The organism is Intestinibacillus massiliensis (assembly GCF_900155735.1).
GTDB lineage: Bacteria > Bacillota > Clostridia > Oscillospirales > Butyricicoccaceae > Intestinibacillus > Intestinibacillus massiliensis.
Genome location: NZ_LT707057.1, coordinates 161,665 through 178,150, shown reverse-complemented (window position 1 = coordinate 178,150; position 16,486 = coordinate 161,665). Strand labels below are relative to the sequence as shown.

14 protein-coding genes are annotated in these 16,486 nt (G+C 62.7%); 6 read left to right on the top strand and 8 right to left on the bottom strand.

Annotated features, from left to right (window positions below):
• Positions 1-2: 2 nt before the first annotated feature.
• The 6 genes from murG (at position 3) to CZ203_RS06805 (ending at position 5,567) form a co-directional block, all read left to right on the top strand.
• On the top strand, positions 3-1,124 hold the full coding sequence (gene murG / locus CZ203_RS06830) for an undecaprenyldiphospho-muramoylpentapeptide beta-N-acetylglucosaminyltransferase (RefSeq protein WP_087065386.1): 1,122 nt from the start codon (positions 3-5) through the stop codon (positions 1,122-1,124).
• A complete protein-coding gene (locus CZ203_RS06825) occupies positions 1,125-2,042 on the top strand; it encodes a cell division protein FtsQ/DivIB (RefSeq protein WP_087065385.1) in 918 nt (305 codons plus the stop codon).
• A 14-nt stretch (positions 2,043-2,056) separates the two neighbouring features.
• Positions 2,057-2,800 carry a DUF881 domain-containing protein gene (locus CZ203_RS06820; protein ID WP_087065384.1) on the top strand — a complete coding sequence of 248 codons (744 nt, stop codon included), beginning with the start codon at positions 2,057-2,059 and terminating at the stop codon, positions 2,798-2,800.
• A gap of 3 nt (positions 2,801-2,803) precedes the next feature.
• Complete coding sequence (locus CZ203_RS06815; RefSeq protein ID WP_087065383.1) at positions 2,804-3,250, top strand: small basic family protein; 447 nt, start codon at positions 2,804-2,806, stop codon at positions 3,248-3,250.
• Positions 3,251-3,287: 37 nt separating this feature from the next.
• Positions 3,288-4,448, top strand: a complete 1,161-nt coding sequence (ftsZ, locus tag CZ203_RS06810) for a cell division protein FtsZ (RefSeq protein WP_087065382.1) — start codon at positions 3,288-3,290, stop codon at positions 4,446-4,448.
• A gap of 177 nt (positions 4,449-4,625) precedes the next feature.
• Complete coding sequence (locus tag CZ203_RS06805; protein ID WP_087065381.1) at positions 4,626-5,567, top strand: magnesium transporter CorA family protein; 942 nt, start codon at positions 4,626-4,628, stop codon at positions 5,565-5,567.
• Positions 5,568-5,667: 100 nt separating this feature from the next.
• Here the strand turns inward: CZ203_RS06805 and CZ203_RS06800 are convergent, their stop codons facing one another.
• From CZ203_RS06800 to CZ203_RS14645, 8 genes are all read right to left on the bottom strand, one after another.
• Positions 5,668-6,456 carry a TIM barrel protein gene (locus CZ203_RS06800; protein WP_087065380.1) on the bottom strand — a complete coding sequence of 263 codons (789 nt, stop codon included), beginning with the start codon at positions 6,454-6,456 and terminating at the stop codon, positions 5,668-5,670.
• Between the two features lie 143 nt (positions 6,457-6,599).
• The gene (locus CZ203_RS06795) at positions 6,600-9,593 is read right to left on the bottom strand and encodes an EAL domain-containing protein (protein ID WP_087065379.1); all 2,994 of its coding nucleotides are present in this window, start codon (positions 9,591-9,593) and stop codon (positions 6,600-6,602) included.
• 37 nt (positions 9,594-9,630) lie between these two features.
• Entirely contained in the window at positions 9,631-11,091 is a 1,461-nt protein-coding gene (locus CZ203_RS06790; RefSeq protein ID WP_087065378.1) for an extracellular solute-binding protein, read from the bottom strand.
• A gap of 160 nt (positions 11,092-11,251) precedes the next feature.
• Positions 11,252-12,931, bottom strand: coding sequence for a GspE/PulE family protein (locus CZ203_RS06785; protein WP_087065377.1), 1,680 nt, complete (start codon positions 12,929-12,931; stop codon positions 11,252-11,254).
• Positions 12,932-12,949: 18 nt separating this feature from the next.
• A complete protein-coding gene (locus CZ203_RS06780; protein WP_087065376.1) occupies positions 12,950-14,143 on the bottom strand; it encodes a hypothetical protein in 1,194 nt (397 codons plus the stop codon).
• Positions 14,144-14,145: 2 nt separating this feature from the next.
• Positions 14,146-14,484: a type IV pilus modification PilV family protein gene (locus CZ203_RS06775; RefSeq protein ID WP_087065375.1), complete on the bottom strand. Its 339-nt coding sequence runs from the start codon at positions 14,482-14,484 to the stop codon at positions 14,146-14,148.
• Positions 14,481-16,217 (bottom strand): bactofilin family protein, encoded by a 1,737-nt coding sequence (locus CZ203_RS06770; protein ID WP_087065374.1) that lies wholly within the window; start codon positions 16,215-16,217, stop codon positions 14,481-14,483. Before CZ203_RS06770 ends, CZ203_RS06775 begins: the two co-directional genes overlap by 4 nt.
• A partial coding sequence (locus CZ203_RS14645; RefSeq protein WP_159456399.1) for a hypothetical protein occupies positions 16,183-16,486 on the bottom strand: 304 nt, incomplete at its 5' end. The genes CZ203_RS14645 and CZ203_RS06770, both read right to left, overlap by 35 nt.

Sequence of the window (16,486 nt, the reverse complement as noted above, 5' to 3'; positions counted from 1 at the left end):
CTATGAAACTGTACATCACGGGCGGCGGCACGGGCGGGCACGTCAACCCCGGCCTGGCCATTGCGCGGTATTTCCAGAGCAAGCGCCCCGATACCGAGATCCGCTTTGCGGGTACGGCGGCGGGCATCGAATCCAAGCTTGTCCCGCGCGAGGGTTATCCGCTCGATACCATTGATATCGTCGGCCTGCACCGCGGCATGAAGCCCGCCGACATCTTGCACAACCTGGGCGCGGTGCAGAAGGCCGCGACCGCGGTGGGCAAGGCCAAGAAGCTGCTGCGCGAGGCGGGGCCGGACTGCGTCATCGGCTGCGGCGGGTACGCGAGCTACCCGGTGGTACAGGCGGCGCAAAAGCTCGGCATCCCGACCGTGCTGCTCGAGGTCAACGCCCTGCCGGGCAAGGTGACCAAGATGCTCGCCCCCAAGGCCGACCGCGTGCTGGTCTGCTTCGAGGAGGCGCGCCGCCTGCTGGGGGGCAAGCCCAATATCCACCTGACGGGCGCGCCGGTGCGCGGGGAGATCGTATTCGCCAACCGGGCGCAGGCGCGCGAGAGCCTGGGGCTGGGCGACAGCAAGCTCGTCGTGTCGTTCTGGGGCTCGATGGGCGCGCTCTATATGAACCGCCATATGGCGGGCATGTTCGCGCTCGAGGCAAAGGACAACGTCCCGTACCGGCATGTGCATGCGACCGGCACGGCGGCGTTTAAATGGATGCCGGATCTGGCCGCGCAGCAGGGCGCCGACCTGGCGGCGCACCCCAACCTGCAGCTTACCGAGTATATTTACAACATGGCGGAGCTGATGGCGGCGGCCGACCTGGTCATCTGCCGCGCGGGCGCGGCGACGATCGGCGAGCTTTGCGCCCTTGGCCGCCCGTCGATCATGGTGCCGTCGCCCTACGTTGCGGAGAACCACCAGGAGAAGAACGCGCGCGCGCTGGAAAAGGCGGGCGCCTGCCGCGTGATCACCGAGCCGGAATGCACGCCGGAAAAGCTCTACCGCATGGCGCGCGAGCTGCTTGCGGACGACGCAGGCCGCGTGGAAATGGGGCGCTGCGCTGCGAAGCTGGCCACGCTCGACGCATCGGAGGAAATCTACCGCCACATCCTGGAGGCCGTGCGCTGAATGGCACGGCGGAAGGGGGGCGCACCGATGCGCCGGAAAAACCGCTCCGTCAAGGTGCGGCGGCAGACGCGCAGGCGGCGGGTCGCGAAGGCCGTCTACCGCCTTCTGTGCTTCCTGCTCGTGCTTGGCGCCGGGGCGCTCGCGCTGACGGTCTTTTTCAAGGTGGAAACGGTCGAGGTCGTGGGCGACACCCGGTACCCGGCGGACGAGCTGCGGCAGACCCTGGGCGTGGAAAAAGGGGACAACCTCTTTTTCTGGGGCAAGACCGCGGGGATCGGGCGGCTGCTCGCCAAGTACCCGTACCTGGACGAGGTGCGCGTCAAGCGCAGCCTGCCGGATACGCTGGTGCTCTCGGTGACGGAGTGCGTGCCGCGCGCGGCGATCCGTTCGGGCGACGGGTATTTCCTGATCGACCCCAAGGGCAAGCTGCTGGAGGAGGTCACGGCGGACGGCGTCGGCGACCTGCCGCTGATCTCGGGCGTGACGCTGGGCGACGCGGGCGTCGGCCAGATCCTCGGGGAAAAGGGCGACGAGGGGCGCACGCAGCTCTTTACGCTGCTGGGCGCGCTGACCGATGCCGGCCTCATGGGGGAGGTCGATTTTATCAACCTCGACTCGCTGCTCGACATCAGGGTCGGCTACCAGGGACGGTTTGACGTGCAGTTCGGCGCGATCACAGGGCTGGACCGCAAGATCCGCTTTTTGCAGACGGTTGTGGACGAGCGCCTGTCGCCGTCGGACGTCGGCATTATCGACCTGCGGGACGAGACGCGCGCCCGGTTCCGCCCGGGCACGCTGGAATCGGTGGCGCAATCTGCGGGCACGGCGTTGCAGCCGGCACAGGGCACGCCGCCGCAGGATACACAGCCCGCAGGGCAGGAGGACGGCCAACAGGACGGCGGGGATACCGCGGCCTAACGGAAGGGACAAGCATGAAATCTAAGAAAAAAGGCACCATTGCGATCGCGCTGGTCTGCATGCTGCTCGCGTTTGCACTCACCTGGCAGATGCGCAGCGTCACGGCGTCGGGCGGCGCGATCAATAACACCGCAAAGGCGCGCGCCGACCAGCTGCAGGCGCAGCTCAACCTTGAGCAGGAAAAGAACGAGGCGCTGCTCAACCAGCTATTGGAATACAAGGACGAGCTCCAGGCGTTTTCCGACCAGGCGGAGGAGTCCGGCGGCATTGCGCGCGTGCTCTCGCAGCGGCTCGAGCAGACCATGATCCTGTCCGGCGAAACCGCCGTGCACGGGCCGGGCATCTCGATCAAGCTGAGCGATTCGAGCTGGTCGAACACGACCGGCGCGGACGAAAACTATTACGTCATCCACGACGAGGATTTGCTGCGGGTCATCAACGAGCTGCGCAACGCGGGCGCGGAGGCCATCGCGATCAACGGCGAGCGCCTGATCGCGACGAGCGAAATCCGGTGCGTCGGCGCGATGGTCAACGTCAATAACAACCGCTATTCCGCCCCGTATACGATTACAGCGGTCGGCAACGCGGATGAACTGTACAACGCGATGTATATGCGCCAGGGCGTGGTCGATTCGCTCAAGATCTGGGGCATCCAGGTGGACGTGAGCAAATCGTCGGACCTGACGATCGATGGCTACGGTGGAGGCCTGGAGTTTAAATATGCAAAGCCGGTCAAGGCCGAAAGCGGGGAGGGGTAAGCCATGCTATTGTTTTTCGCGGTGCTGGCAGGCGTCCTGTGCGGCGTATTTATCCCATACAATATCCCGCCGTCGTTCACGCCGTTTTTGGCGATGGGGCTGCTGGCGGCCTGTAACACGCTGTTCGGCGGCATCGCCGCCCAAATGCACCATAAATTTGAAGTCAGCACCTTTGTAACCGGCTTTTTTACCAATACAATCCTGGCAATGCTGCTGACCTTCGCGGGGGCCAAGCTGGGCATGGATTTTTCCCTTGCCGCAATAGTGTATTTTGGCACCCGTATCTTTAATAATCTCGCAAAGATCCAGCATTGTATATTGCAAAAAGACGGCAAAGGGGTTAAAATTAGAGAGATAGGGGATATGCGTCCTCTACGGCTGAAAAGGCATACCAGAGCGTTCCCGCCCGAAGGCGGGGACGATAAAGATACCGAGCGGGATAAGCTTTGAATGAAAACTAAAAGTACCATTTATGGAGGACGGCAGAATGGGTTTTGAATTCGAAACGGGGATGGACAACGTTGTCACCATCAAGGTCATCGGCGTCGGCGGCGGTGGCAACAACGCGGTAAACCGCATGATCTCAAGCGGCGTGCAGGGCGTGGAATTTATCGCGGTCAACACGGACAAGCAGGCGCTTAACTATTCGGCCGCCACAGTAAAAATCCAGGTCGGCGAGAAGCTGACGAAGGGGCAGGGCGCAGGCTCCAACCCGGAGATCGGCCGCAAGGCCGCGGAGGAAAGCCGCGAGGAGATCGCCAAGGCGCTCGAGGGTACCAATATGGTCTTCATCACCGCCGGCATGGGCGGCGGCACCGGTACGGGCGGCGCGCCCGTCGTCGCGCAGATCGCGCGCGAAATGGGCATCCTGACGGTCGGCGTCGTAACCCGCCCGTTCAATTTTGAGGGCAAGAAGCGCATCGAGCAAGCGCTCGGCGGTATCGAGGCCCTGCGTGAAAACGTCGATTCCCTCGTCATTATCCCGAACGAACGCCTGAAGTTCGTTTCCGAGCAGAAGATCACCTTTAAAAATGCGTTCGATATCGCCGACGGCGTGCTCCGCCAGGCGGTTGCCAATATTTCCGAACTGATCACCGTGCCGGGCTTCATCAACCTGGACTTCGCGGACGTGACCTCGGTCATGAAGGACGCGGGCTACGCGCACATCGGCACCGGCAAGGCCGCGGGCAAGGACAAGGCCGCGGAGGCCGCCAAGATGGCGATTTCCAGCCCGCTGCTCGAGACCTCGATCGATTCTGCGCACGGCGTCATCCTGTCGATCATCGGCTCGTCGGACATCGGCCTCGACGAGATCGAGACCGCCGCGGGCATGGTACAGGAGGCCGCGCACCCGGATGCGCACATCATCTTCGGCGCGTCCATCGACGACGACCTGGACGACGAGATCCGCGTGGTCGTCATCGCCACCGGCTTCGACAAGTCCCCGAACGCGGTCAACCCGGTCGCGGCGGAGAAGGCGCAGGGTTCCACCACGCTGTACAGCGAGGCGCAGCAGAATGTGGCCGCGCAGCAGCAGCCCGTGGCAAACGAGGCTGCGCCCGCAGAGGCGCAGCCGCAGCAGGCGCCGACCGGCCCGGACGACACTGCGTTTGAGGATATCCTGAAGATTTTTGGGCGCGGCAAGTAAAATACATAGCGTAACAGCTCTTTTGTAAAAGGAAGGGCTGTTTTGCCGCTTAGGGCATTATTTGGATAAAAAAGGGGGGATTCCGCCGTGAGTCCGGAACCACGAAGTATAAGACCGAACCATAAAAAAGCTGGCGGCGGGATTACCCGGTAACCCTGCCGCGGAAAGGCAGGAAGAATGATAGAATATTACAAGACGATCGGCAGCAAGATCGAGAAGCTGGAAGGCTTTACAGACGGCTGCTGGATCAATATGGTGCGCCCCTCCCGCGAGGAGATCGAGTACATCGTGGACACGCTGCAGGTCGAGGAGGACTTCGTACTGGCGGCGCTTGACCCGGAGGAAAGCTCGCGTGTCGAGTCCGAGGAGGAGCAGGTTCTGATGATCGTCGACATCCCGACGATCGAAGCGGAGGACAAGGACAGCGGCAGCCAGATTTTCGGCACGCTGCCGCTCGGCATCGTCGTCGTGGAAAACGCGGTGATCACGGTCTGCCTGCAGGATACGTCCATTACGCGCTCCATTGCGGAGGGCGTGGTCAAGGACATCCATACGGCGCTTAAGACGCGCTTTGTGTTCCAGCTCCTGCTGCGAGTGGCGGGGCGGTTCCTGCGCTATTTGCGCCTGATCGAGCGCAACTTTACCAAGATTGAGAAGCGCCTGTACGACTCGATGAAGAACGAGGAGCTGATCCAGCTGCTCGGGCTGTCCAAGTCGCTGGTTTACTTCTCGACCTCGCTCAAGGCCAACGAAGTGACGATGGAAAAGATGCTGCGCGGGCGGCTGCTCAAGATCTATGAGGACGACCGCGACATCCTGGAGGACGGCCTGATCGAGGTGCGCCAGGCGATCGAGATGGCGAGCATCTATTCGTCCATCCTGTCGGGCACCATGGACGCGTATGCGTCGGTCGTTTCCAACAACCTCAACATCATCATGAAGGTGCTGACCGTCATCACCATCATTATGACGATCCCCAACATCATATTCGGCTTTTACGGGATGAATATCGGCGACGGCACGCTGCCGTTCGGCCTGTTCTGGTGGGCGCCGCTGGTGGTCACGGCAATCGGCTGCGTGTTCGCCTGGTTCTGCCTTAAGAAGAAAAACCTGTACTAAATACAAAAACCCCCTGTGCATCACGCACAGGGGGTTTTTCTTGCGTCCAAGGGGCTTCTACACGCCGCAGCGCGCTTTCCCGTGGGGCGGGGGCGGCGGTTTAGCCGCAGGCCATAATGGCCTTGACCGCCTCGGCCGTCGTGGCCTTGGGGAACAGCTCGTAGCCGATCAGGCCGTCGTAGCCGACCTCCTCGAGGCAGGCGAAGACGTTTGCGTAGTTGATCTCGCCGGTGCCGGGCTCGTGGCGGCCGGGCGCGTCGGCGACGTGGATATGGCCGAGCTGGTCGGCATAGGCGCGGATGTTGTCGCACAGGCTGCCTTCGTTGAGCTGCATGTGATAGACGTCATACAGGATCTTGAGCTTGGGCGAGCCGATCAGGCGCGTCATCTCCGCCGCCATGCGCGTGTTGGCGAGGAAGTTGCCGACATGGTCGGTCGTGATGTTGAGGGCTTCCAGGTTCATCTGGATCCCGCTCTCCTCGGCCATCTTGGCGCACTCGAGCAGCATATCGTACATCGAGCACAGCTTCACGGTATCCGACAGCTCGGTGTAGTGGTTCACGACGACGCCGCCGTCGCCCAGGGCGTTTGAATGGATCGTGACCGAGCGCGCGCCGATCTTCTGTGCCGCTTCGACCGACTTGGCCAGGAACTCCAGGTAGGGCTTCTTGTGGGTGGGGTCGATCAGGGAATAGTCGGCGTCGCCGTTAAAGCCGCCGATGCCGATCCCGGCCGCCGCGGCCGCGTCCTTGATGGCGCCAAGGTCCTTGTCCGTCCAGCTCCAAAATTCTACGAAATCAAAACCGTCCTGTTTCGCCTTGTTGAAACGCTCCAAAAACGGCGTTTCCCCATACATCGCGTCGATGCAGGCGCACTTCATGTTTTTCATACTGCTTTCCCTCGTTTCACATATATTGGGCAATCCTATAGTCTATTTATACCATGGGGACGCGCGCGCGTCAATCGGACGATTTTGCCCATTTCTTGTACAAAACGGACAGGGGCGCGGGGGAAACCCCGCGCCCCTGCAATTTATGGTTTTCGTTTTTCGTATGCCTCGCGTACGACGGCCAGGATTTGCGGCGCAATCGGTTCGATATCGAAGGTCGGCCGTGCGATAAAGTAGCCTTGCAGCAGGTCTACGCCCTGTGTGACGACGTATTCCATCTCGCGCAGCGTTTCCACGCCCTCCGCAAGCACGAGGATGCCGCGGTCATGCGCATAGGATATGAGATGGTTCAACAGGCTCTGCCGGTCGGCGTCCTGGTCGATGCCGTGGATGATGCTGATATCCACCTTGACGATATCCGGCGCAAGGTCGATCAGCAGCCGTTCGCTGTTGTAGCCGGTGCCGAAATCGTCGAGCGCCACGAGGCCGCCCGTCCGCTTGGTCGCCTCGATCTTGTGCGCGGTAAAGGTGTGCTCGTAAGGCTCGTTTTCCGTGACCTCCATGACCATGCGCGGCAGGTAGCTGCCGTACTGCGCGGCAAAGGCGGCCTCCTCCTCCTCGCTCATGCACTGGCTCGCGATGGAGTTGATAAAGGCGCGCTCATGCCCCTTGAACTGGCCTTCGCGGTCGAGGCGGGAGAAGGTCTCCAAGGCCTTGAAATAGGTCATACGCTCGATCTTGGAAAGCTTGGACTGCGCGTGCGCCAGGCGCAGGATGTCCTGCGGGGAGTTGAATTCCGGAACGAGGGAGCGCATCAGCAGCTCGTAACCATAGACGGAGCCGGTGCGTACCTCTAGGATCGGCTGGAGCGCAAAGCGCACAAGCTGGCTGTCGATCAGGCGGTTGAGCGCCTCCTGCCCGCCGATCAGGATGCTGTTTTCCTGGTAGGCGGCGCGGTCGAATTCCTGCAGGCGCCCCTTGTCGCTGTGCTTGATCGTGTACATGGCAAAGTCGGCATAGCGGATGAGGTCGGGATAGGTGAGGGCGTCGTCCGGGTACCAGGCCACGCCGCCCGAGGCGCGCAGCCGGAACACCGAGCCGTTCGGCAGGACGAACGAGCCGCCCGTCACATGCTGCGCGATCCTGTCGATCTGCCGGCGCGCCTCTTCCTTGCTGGCGTAGCCGTGGATGAAGATATAGAACTCGTCGCCCGAGCGGCGCGCCGCGATGACGTGCGCCGGGTCCTCCAGGTCGATGGCCTTGGCAAAGTTCTTGATATAGAGGTCGCCGCAGTCGTGCCCATAGGTGTCGTTGATGTACTTGAGGTTGTCGAGGTCCCACATCAGCAGCGCGGATACGCCGAGCGTTTCCGGCTTGCGGAAGAGCTGGTCGAGCTGGCGGTCGAAGGCGCGGCGGTTATAGAGGTGGGTCAGGGTGTCGTAGTCGCGCTCGTACTCGACCTTCTGCTTCTCCAGCACCTCGTGCGTGATATCGGACACCGCGCCCAGGTGGCGGCTGCCCTCGTGCAGCCAGATGACCTTGACCCAGTGCGGGCCCGTGGGGAACTCGAGCAGGTAAACGGTGTCGTCCTCGGCGTAGCGGTGCTGCTCCAGCTCCTGCATGCGCTGTAGGAACTCGCTTGCCGGCAGGCTGGCGCCCGGTTCCGCCGGGGGCGGCCAGCCGAGCAGCGAATAGATATTGTCGCTGCAAAATACCGTGGGCGAGTTGTCCGAATATTCAAAAACGGCAAGCTGCACGCCGGTCATGAGCAGGATTTTGGAAAAGCGGGAGGACGATTCCGCGACCGCACCGGAAAGCTGCTCGATCGCGCCGGAGAGCCGGTCGATCTCGTCGATGTGCAGCTTGCGCAGGGCGATCGGCTTGTTGGGGTCGCTCTTTTCCAGGTCGTTCACCAGCGCGATGAGCGGGTGCGTGATCTGGCGGCCGGCCACAAACAGCGCGCAAATCGAGAAAAGGAAGCAGAGCAGCACGGAAAGCGCGGCGTTTGACCGGATCTGGCTCGAAAAGGCCAGCAGGTCGTTTTGCGCGACCACGCCGGCGAGCACCCATTCCTGCTGCGCGAACGGCGTATTCGTGTTGTAGAGCTGGAAGGGGGCGAGCGCCATGCTGAGCTTTTCCGAGGTCTTGGCGCGGGGGTCGAGCGTATAGGCGCTGCCCGACGCCGGGGAAAAGGTCAGGGTGTCGGTATCATAGAATTGGGTGCTGTAGAACGGCCCGCTCGACAGCACGGGGGTGATCGTGCCCGCCTCCTCGTCCAGCACGCCGAGCACATAGGCGCTGCGCTGGCTGCCGTTAAGCTCGCTGAAGTTCAGCATGTCCTGGATATAGGGCTGGTTGATCTCCACGCCCATCACGCCGAAAACCGTGCCGTCCGGCGCGATCAGCGGGATGGAGTAGGAGATGGCGCGCAGGTTGTCCTCGTTGAGGGAATAGCCCGGGCACCAGTAGCCGAAATTTTGCGCCTCGTTATTGTCGCTGGCGCGCGCGGCGTTCAGCGGCTCGAAGAAATAGCGCTCGTCAGGGCTGCCGTCGTTCCGGAAGGTGAAAGCGCTGCTCCAATAACTGTCCAGGCTGATCTGCATGGACTTGGAGATCGTGGGCATGCCGCGCTCCAGCAGCAGGTCGCCGTTGTCGTCTACATAGCTCGTGGGGTCGAGGTCGCGGATGTAAAAGCCCGCGCGCGTCGAGCCGTCCGTATCGCTGGCAAGGCCGGGGCCGTCCAGGATCAGAAACGCGCCCGAGACCAGGTTCCGCCGCAGCAGGTAGATGATCTGCTGCGCCGCGTCCTGCACGACCGTTTGGTTGAGGGCGGCGTCCGTGGCGATATCGGCATAGGAGCGCCCCTCGCGCCGCAGGGTATTGGCGATCTTGTCCAGCACGGCGGTTTCGCTTTCGGTCATGTTGGACCAGCGGTGCACCATTTCCTTCTCCAGGTACAGCTTGCGGTTGATGGTGCGCTCGTTCAGGATTTCATAGGCGTTTTCATCCATGCGCGACAGCACGTTGCCCTGCATGAAAACAAAGAAATACAACAGCCCCTGCACGATCAGGATCGCCAGGATGGGCAGCACCAGCCGGCGGCGCAGCGTATGCGCCTTGGGGTGAAACAGATGCAAAACGTGCGCCTCCTTTGCTTAAGGATGTCGTGCTAGATCAGAGCAGCGCTTCAAGCTGCGCACGGAACCCGGCCAGCCACTGGCTGAACTGCTCGCGGGTCACGAAGGGGGCAACCGCTTCCTCCTGCGACATGCCGATGGACAGGCGGAAAACGACCTGCTCCCGGTCTTCCTTGGCCGCGTCAAGCAGGGAATTTTCCACGATCTTGCGCGCGTCGTTGCCCTGTGCAAACGCGCGGTTGGTGTACAGGTTGTAGTTCTGCGTGGTATAGATGCCGTTGAGCAGCACCTCCTGCAGGGTCTCGGAGACCGGCTCCGCGGCATGCTCGAACGCGGCGCCGAGCGCCTCTTCGGAATTGGCTTCGACGGTTACCGGGAGGTAGCCGGAGTCCACGGCGAATTGCAGGTTGTTCTGCGTGGAGGTGAACCACTTGAGGAATACCGTGGCGGCGTACTCGTGCGTCTCGTCGCTTTTGGTGATGAGCATGCCCGCGCCCTGCTGCACGGCATAGGGCTCCGTGCCCTCAAAATTCGGGACAGGGTAGACGGCGGATTCGATCTCGTAGGAGCTGCCGTCGTCCCGCGTGACGGCGGTCGGGAAGTAGGTCACGCCGCTCGTCGAGCCGACGAGGGCAACGATGTCGCCGGTCTTGACGTCGTCGCTGCGGAAGCGCCCGGAGGAGGCGAACCAGCCGTTGACATAGGGGACGTAGAAGTTCTCCCACAGGCGGTACATGGCGTCCTCGTCGACGTCGAACTCCACCTGCCCGTCCGTGACGTCAAACAGCTCGTGGCCAAGCTGCAGCGAGCCGATGATGAGGTAGTTCGCCATGGCGTCCCGGCCGAAGAACGCCCGGCCGTCGTTCGGGATATCCGGGGTCTGCGCGTCCGTCCACTCGTAATAGCGGCGGGAAACGTCCGTCAGCCCCTCCCAGGTCTTGAAGCTGTCGTCGGTCGCTCCGGTGGCCGCGGCGAAAGCGTCCCAGTCGGTCTTGTTGAGCATGAAGATTTCCGTGGATTTTGCGATGGGGAAAAGCTTGAGGCTGCCATCGCCCGAGAAGCGCCCCTCCGCAATATAGGCGGGGATGTACTGCGCAAGCTCCTTGTCCGTCAGGTAGGAGCCGATGTCCGCGGCCATGCCGCGCTCGTTGATGGTGTACGCCGTGTCCGCGTAGGCGGCGATGATCGTCGGGATCTCGGCCGCGCCGACCTTGTGGTCGATGGCGTCCATCGTGTGGCTGATCAGCTCGTTGACGTCGCCCTTGCTGGAGGCGGCGACGATGATGCCCTTGTCCTTGCCGACGGTCGCGTTGAACTCAGAGACCATCTGGTCGAAGCTGCGCTGCTGTGCGCCGTTATAGTAATGCCAGACCGTCACCGTGACCGGGGATTTGGCGCTCAGGCCATGGTCGGAACCGCATCCGGCGAGCATGGAAGCGAACAGGCTGCCGCAAAGCAGCAGCGCGCCGAGACGCGCTGTGAAGGGATTTTTTTTCATGTCGATATGACCCCATTCCGGTTGAAGCCGCCGCTGCGCCTTCCCCCAACAAAAATTTTACGTTATTCATAATTATACCACCGGCCGCGCTGGAAAACAATACAACAGTTGTGTGCGGCAATGAACAGAAAGCCCGCGGCGATGTGCCGCGGGCAAGGCGCTATTCGACAAAATAAGTGATTTTCAGCAGTTCGTCCAGCGTGGTTTGGCCGGCGCGCACGAGCTGTTCCATGCTGTCGCGCAGCGTGGCCATGTGCTGGTGCTCGCGGGCGTAGCGGCTGATCTCCGACATCGGCGCGTCCTCGACGACCATCTCGCGGATGTGCTGGTCGATGTGCAGGATCTCATGGATGGCGATACGCCCCATGTAGCCCGTCTGGTTGCACAGGTGGCAGCCGCGGCCGCGCCGCGCCTTCTCCAGATGGAAGCCTGCGGCGCGCTGCTCCGCCTCGTCGGGGACGTATTCGTAGCCGCAGTGCGGGCAGACCTTGCGCACCAGGCGCTGCGCGACCAGGCCGACGAGCGAGCTTGCCAGCAGGTAGGGCGGCACGCCCATATCGCGCAGGCGGATGATGGAGGAGACCGCGTCGTTCGTGTGCAGGGTCGACAGCACGAGGTGGCCGGTGATCGCGGCGCGCACCGAGATCGAGGCGGTTTCCGCGTCGCGGGTCTCGCCGACCATGATGATGTCGGGGTCCTGGCGCAGCAGGGCGCGCAGGCCGTTTTCAAAGGTGACGCCCGCAAGCGGGTTGACCTGCATCTGGTTAATGCCGCGCAGGTTGCGTTCCACCGGGTCCTCGATGGTCGAGATATTGACCGGCTTGCCGGACAGGTACTCGAGCGCCATGTATAGCGTCGTCGTCTTGCCCGAACCGGTGGGGCCTGTCAGGTAGATCAGGCCGTGCGGGGATTGCAGCATGTTCAGCAGCTTGTGGTAGTTGGCCTCCTCCATGCCGAACTGCCCGGCGTGGTCGATGGGCACGTTGCTCGTCAGGAAACGCAGCACGGCCTTTTCGCCGCCCACGGTCGGGATGACCGAGACGCGGATATTCAGCTCGACCCCCTCGAGCTTCGTGCGGAAATGGCCGTCCTGCGGGGCGCGCTTTTCCGCGATGTCCAGGCCGGACAGGATTTTGATGCGTGCGATGATCGGCGCGTGCAGCGTGGCTTCCAGCGTGACGTACTCGATCATCATGCCGTCGATGCGCATGCGGATGACCGTGCGGTCCTCGAACGGCTCGATATGGATATCGCTCGCGTTGGTATTGTAGCCGCGCAGCAGCAGGCTGTTGACCAGCTTGACGACCGGCGCGGCCTCGTCGTCGGGGCGGTCGTCCATCTCGTCGGAGGTGCTCTGGAACATGTGCGCGAGGTCGTTTGCGGAGGCCGCGGCGCGGCGCGCCTGCACCTCGGCATAATGGTAGTCGATCGCGCGGTCGATATCCGGCGTTTCCGCCAGCACCAGGCTGAGCGGCATCTTCGTGACCTGCCGGATGTCCTCGATCGCGTAAAAGTTCAGCGGGTCGCTGACCGCGACGGTCAGGCGGCCGCCGTCCTCGCCGATCGCGATGGCCTTGTACTTGACCGCAAGCTGCTTGGGGATGCGGCCGACCACGTCGTTCTGGATACGTGAGGTCTTCAGGTCGATCACCGGGAGCTGCAGGCGCTGGCTCAGCGCGGTCAGCATCTGGTGTTCGGTAACGTACCCCAGGTCGATCAGGATGGTGCCCAGGCGGCGCTTCTGCGGGTCCTTCTTCTGCTGTGCGAGCGCCTGCGTCAACTGTTCTTCGGTGATATAGCCGTAATTTTTGAGCACTTCACCGATCGGGATATTTTTCAAAGCGGATCACGTCCTTTTTTACTCGAGTGGGTTCCATTGGGCCGCGACGGCGTCAAAGAAGTCCCGGTCCACACGCGGGGTGATGGTCAGGCTGGGGAGGTAACTGGACGCCTGCGGGTGCGACTGGGTGGGGTGCTTGGTGTACCACTTGCCGTCATAGGGGTTATAGATGAGCTCAGGCCGCCAGGATGCGTTGTTTGTGGCGTCGGATTCCTTGCGCACGACCGCGTAAAGGATTACGCTGTCGTCGTCCTGGGACACGGCCGGCCCCTTGTCCCAGTGGAACTGCACCTCGAGCTGGCCGAGCGCCGCAAGCCCTTTGCCGGGCACCGGCGCGTATTGCGCGGGGTCGCCCTGGAAAAGCGGCCAGCGCCCGCCGCAGTCGCGTGTCAGGATTTTTTTACGCATCAGGTCGTTGCTCAGGCTGTTTGCGTTATAGCAGCCGTACTTGTTTTTCATTTCGGCTTCCAGCGCCTGTTTCGCCGCGGCCACCTCTGCCTGGGTGCTGCCCGCGGGCAGGTAGTCGGCCATGTTCTGGTACCGCTGCTGGTCGGCGTAGAAGCCGTCCATCATGGCGTTTACATATTCCTGCAGCGTGGACGGGGGCAGGGTGCCCTTTTTCACATGCACGATCAGGTCGCTGTCAAAGCTGATCACGGGCGCCGCGGCCTCCGCCCCGCCGAAATCGTCCTCGATCTCGGTGCCGCGGCCGGCGCCCTGCTCGGCGGCCAGGCGGAGGTTGAGGATCTCGGTCGTCGCGGCGGTCTCGTAAAGCAGGGTCTTGCCGTCCCAGTCGTAGACCGAAACGCGCAGCCACAGGTACCGCCCGCGCTCCACGCGCGCGGAAAGCGCGATCTTGGTGTTCAGGTAAAAGCTTTCGTCATAAAAGGGGCCGGTTTCCTTATGCCCGTTCTCGTCCTGGCCGGTCAGCATGAGCTGCCCGCCGGAAACGGAGAAGGCGGAGTTATACTGCTGCGTCCCGTCCGGGCCGGTGAGCTGCAGTTCGGTGGCGTAGGTCAGCGTGCGGTTGAGCATGCCGTAGACCGTGTCGCCGACAAACTTGGCTTCGTTCATCGTAGCATGGCGGCGCAGCAGGTTGTTGGAGGTCAAAAAGATGCCGCAGGTCAGGGCGACGATCATGGTGAACAGCGTCAGCGTGACGACGGTTTCCACCAGCGTGAAGCCCGCGCGGCTTTGCAGGCGTTTTTTCATGGTCAGCCCCCCGCTTTCCAGCCGTCCGGCACAAAGAGCGAAAAGGTGACGCCGTCCTGGCCGTCGCCGCCGGCCTGCCCGGTAAACGCCTTGAAGGAGCCGGGCACCGGCACGCCGCCGACCGTGAGGCTGCCGTCCGTGCCTTCTGCGGAGGAGGCTTGCAGCTCCGCCTCGGAAAATGCGTCGCCGCCGCTGTTTTTCAGGTCGGTCGAGCGGCGCGACAGCGTCGCGGCGGCGCCGAACCCGGCGGCCATGACGAGGAATGCGATGGAAAGGATGGCGAAGGACACAATAACCTCCACAAGCGTCATGCCGCGCGTATTCCGGATCGGGTTTTTCATGGGGACACCTCGGTTCCTTCGGGGATGCGGGCAAGGTACTTGGTGAGCACCCAGCTTTCCACGATACCGCCCACGCCGCCCGCGCTGCCATCCTTCGGGTCGATGTAAAAGACGGAGGTCGCGAGTTTTGCATCAAAGCCGGCGGCATGGACGCCGCCATAGATTTCGATATGGTCATGCTGGAAATTAACCTCGCCGCCGTCCTTGCCGTCTACATAGCAGTAAAATACGTCGGTTGACCAGCTTTGCCCCTTGAAGTTCAGTTCCGCGCCGTCCTCCAGCCGGATGAAAAGGCGCGGGACGTCCGGGTCGGTTATGGGGTTTTCATCCGCCGTGGCCTGGTACTGGATTTTGGACACGTCCAGGTCGACGTCCGGTCCGACAATCAAATAGACGTTGCCGCTGCCGCGCACCGTGATCGTCGGGTTGCCCCGGTCAAAGTCTTCGGTGAGCAGGTAATAGCGGTCGGGGAACGTGTCCGGCACCTCGTCCTCCGGGTCAAAGTCGCCGAGGACCAGCCCGGCGTTGCCGCCTCCCGGATCCGTGACCGGCTCCAGCAGCGTATCCTCCGGGCGCGGGATGCCGGTATAGCTGAGGTCGGGCAGGGTGGGCGCGGGGACCTTGACCACCGGCAGGGGTTCCACCGGCAGGTGGATGTAGCCGCTGACCGTGTTCGATACGGTCGACCCTTCCTGCATGACGGGTTCGCCACGGATAAACAGGGCGTTGGCCGTAACCTGCCCGTGCACTGTGGTGGCCCATGTATTCCTGAACTCAATCCGGCCGGCAGAAATATTGCCGTCGACGGTATACGGCGTAAAATTCCCGCGTGCATGGTCGATGATGATCGTGTTTGCCGTAATATTCCCCTGGATACCGATCGTTCCGCTTAATATGACGGTGTCCGCCCGCAGGTTCCCGGTCACGGTGTTGGAGGAGTTCGACTGGATTTCGATGGTGCCCGCGGCCGTGATGTCGCCGGTGATGTTGGCGACGTTGTAGCTTTGGATGGTGACGTCCCCCGCGCTGTAAATGGCGCAGCCGTTGACGTTCTGGCTGCCGCCGACCGGGGTGTTCGTGTCATAGATGCCCACGTCGCCCAAGCTGATAATCGACCCCGCGATATATGGGGCGCGCTCGTTCCCGGTGACCGTGACAGGCCCCTCGGAATAGACCGTGCCGTCGATTTGGAGGGGGCAGCCGCTCGTGGAACGCAGCACGGCCGGCTCATCCCCGCGCAGGTAGATGCTGCCGTTGGTAATGAAGCCGTCCAGATCCTCGGCGTCCCCCAGGATGGTGGTTGCAAAGCCGCCGGGGGTCGTGACGAAGTCGGTCTGCTTTTCCAGGCGCGCGGCGACCGTGCTATGCTGGCCGCCCTGCGCCGACGTGGCTTCGACAAACAGCTCGTTGCCGTGCCGCAGCAGCGAGACCGTGCAACCGCCCATGGAGGGCGGCAGCCCGCCGACAGGCAGGTCGACCCTCTCGCCCTCGGGCGCGCGGGACAGCAGCGAGGAACCGGTCGAGGACAGTTCCTGCACGACGGCGTTCACCGCGCTGCGTGCCGTGAAATACGCCTGCGAGCGCGCGTTGTTGTTGACGCTGCGGCGGTGGTAGGAGCCTGCCACGCCGAGCACGCCGGTGACGAAAACAAGCAGCACTAGCAGGGCGATTGCCGCCCAGGCCAGCGCCGAGCCGCGTTCATTCTTCAGTTGTGTCCGAAGCGGCAGTTTCATAATCGTCCTCCTGCGGGGCGGGATGGTACATCAGAAGTTCAAAGGTGGCGGTAAATTCCGGCTCGTACGACCCGCCCTCGTCGGCTGCGGCCTGTTCCTTGACCGTATCGGCCGTAAAGCCCACGATGCGCAGGCTCGGCAGGCGGCTGGTCTCGTCGCACAGGTCGATAAAGGACGCGGCCTTGCCGGTCATCGTCGCTTCCAGCCGGAAGCGGGTCAGCGCGCCCGCCGGTGGGACGGTAGGCGCGGCGGCTGCGGTGGGGGCGGCC

Excerpts from the sequence above, each read along its gene's own strand:
- CZ203_RS06790 (WP_087065378.1), bottom strand. The coding sequence starts at position 11,091 with ATGAAAAAAAATCCCTTCACAGCGCGTCTCGGCGCGCTGCTGCTTTGC.
- CZ203_RS06825 (WP_087065385.1), top strand. The coding sequence starts at position 1,125 with ATGGCACGGCGGAAGGGGGGCGCACCGATGCGCCGGAAAAACCGCTCC.
- CZ203_RS06805 (WP_087065381.1), top strand. The coding sequence starts at position 4,626 with ATGATAGAATATTACAAGACGATCGGCAGCAAGATCGAGAAGCTGGAA.
- CZ203_RS06770 (WP_087065374.1), bottom strand. The coding sequence starts at position 16,217 with ATGAAACTGCCGCTTCGGACACAACTGAAGAATGAACGCGGCTCGGCG.
- CZ203_RS06815 (WP_087065383.1), top strand. The coding sequence starts at position 2,804 with ATGCTATTGTTTTTCGCGGTGCTGGCAGGCGTCCTGTGCGGCGTATTT.
- murG (WP_087065386.1), top strand. The coding sequence starts at position 3 with ATGAAACTGTACATCACGGGCGGCGGCACGGGCGGGCACGTCAACCCC.
- CZ203_RS06780 (WP_087065376.1), bottom strand. The coding sequence starts at position 14,143 with ATGAAAAAACGCCTGCAAAGCCGCGCGGGCTTCACGCTGGTGGAAACC.
- CZ203_RS06820 (WP_087065384.1), top strand. The coding sequence starts at position 2,057 with ATGAAATCTAAGAAAAAAGGCACCATTGCGATCGCGCTGGTCTGCATG.
- CZ203_RS06800 (WP_087065380.1), bottom strand. The coding sequence starts at position 6,456 with ATGAAAAACATGAAGTGCGCCTGCATCGACGCGATGTATGGGGAAACG.
- CZ203_RS06775 (WP_087065375.1), bottom strand. The coding sequence starts at position 14,484 with ATGAAAAACCCGATCCGGAATACGCGCGGCATGACGCTTGTGGAGGTT.
- ftsZ (WP_087065382.1), top strand. The coding sequence starts at position 3,288 with ATGGGTTTTGAATTCGAAACGGGGATGGACAACGTTGTCACCATCAAG.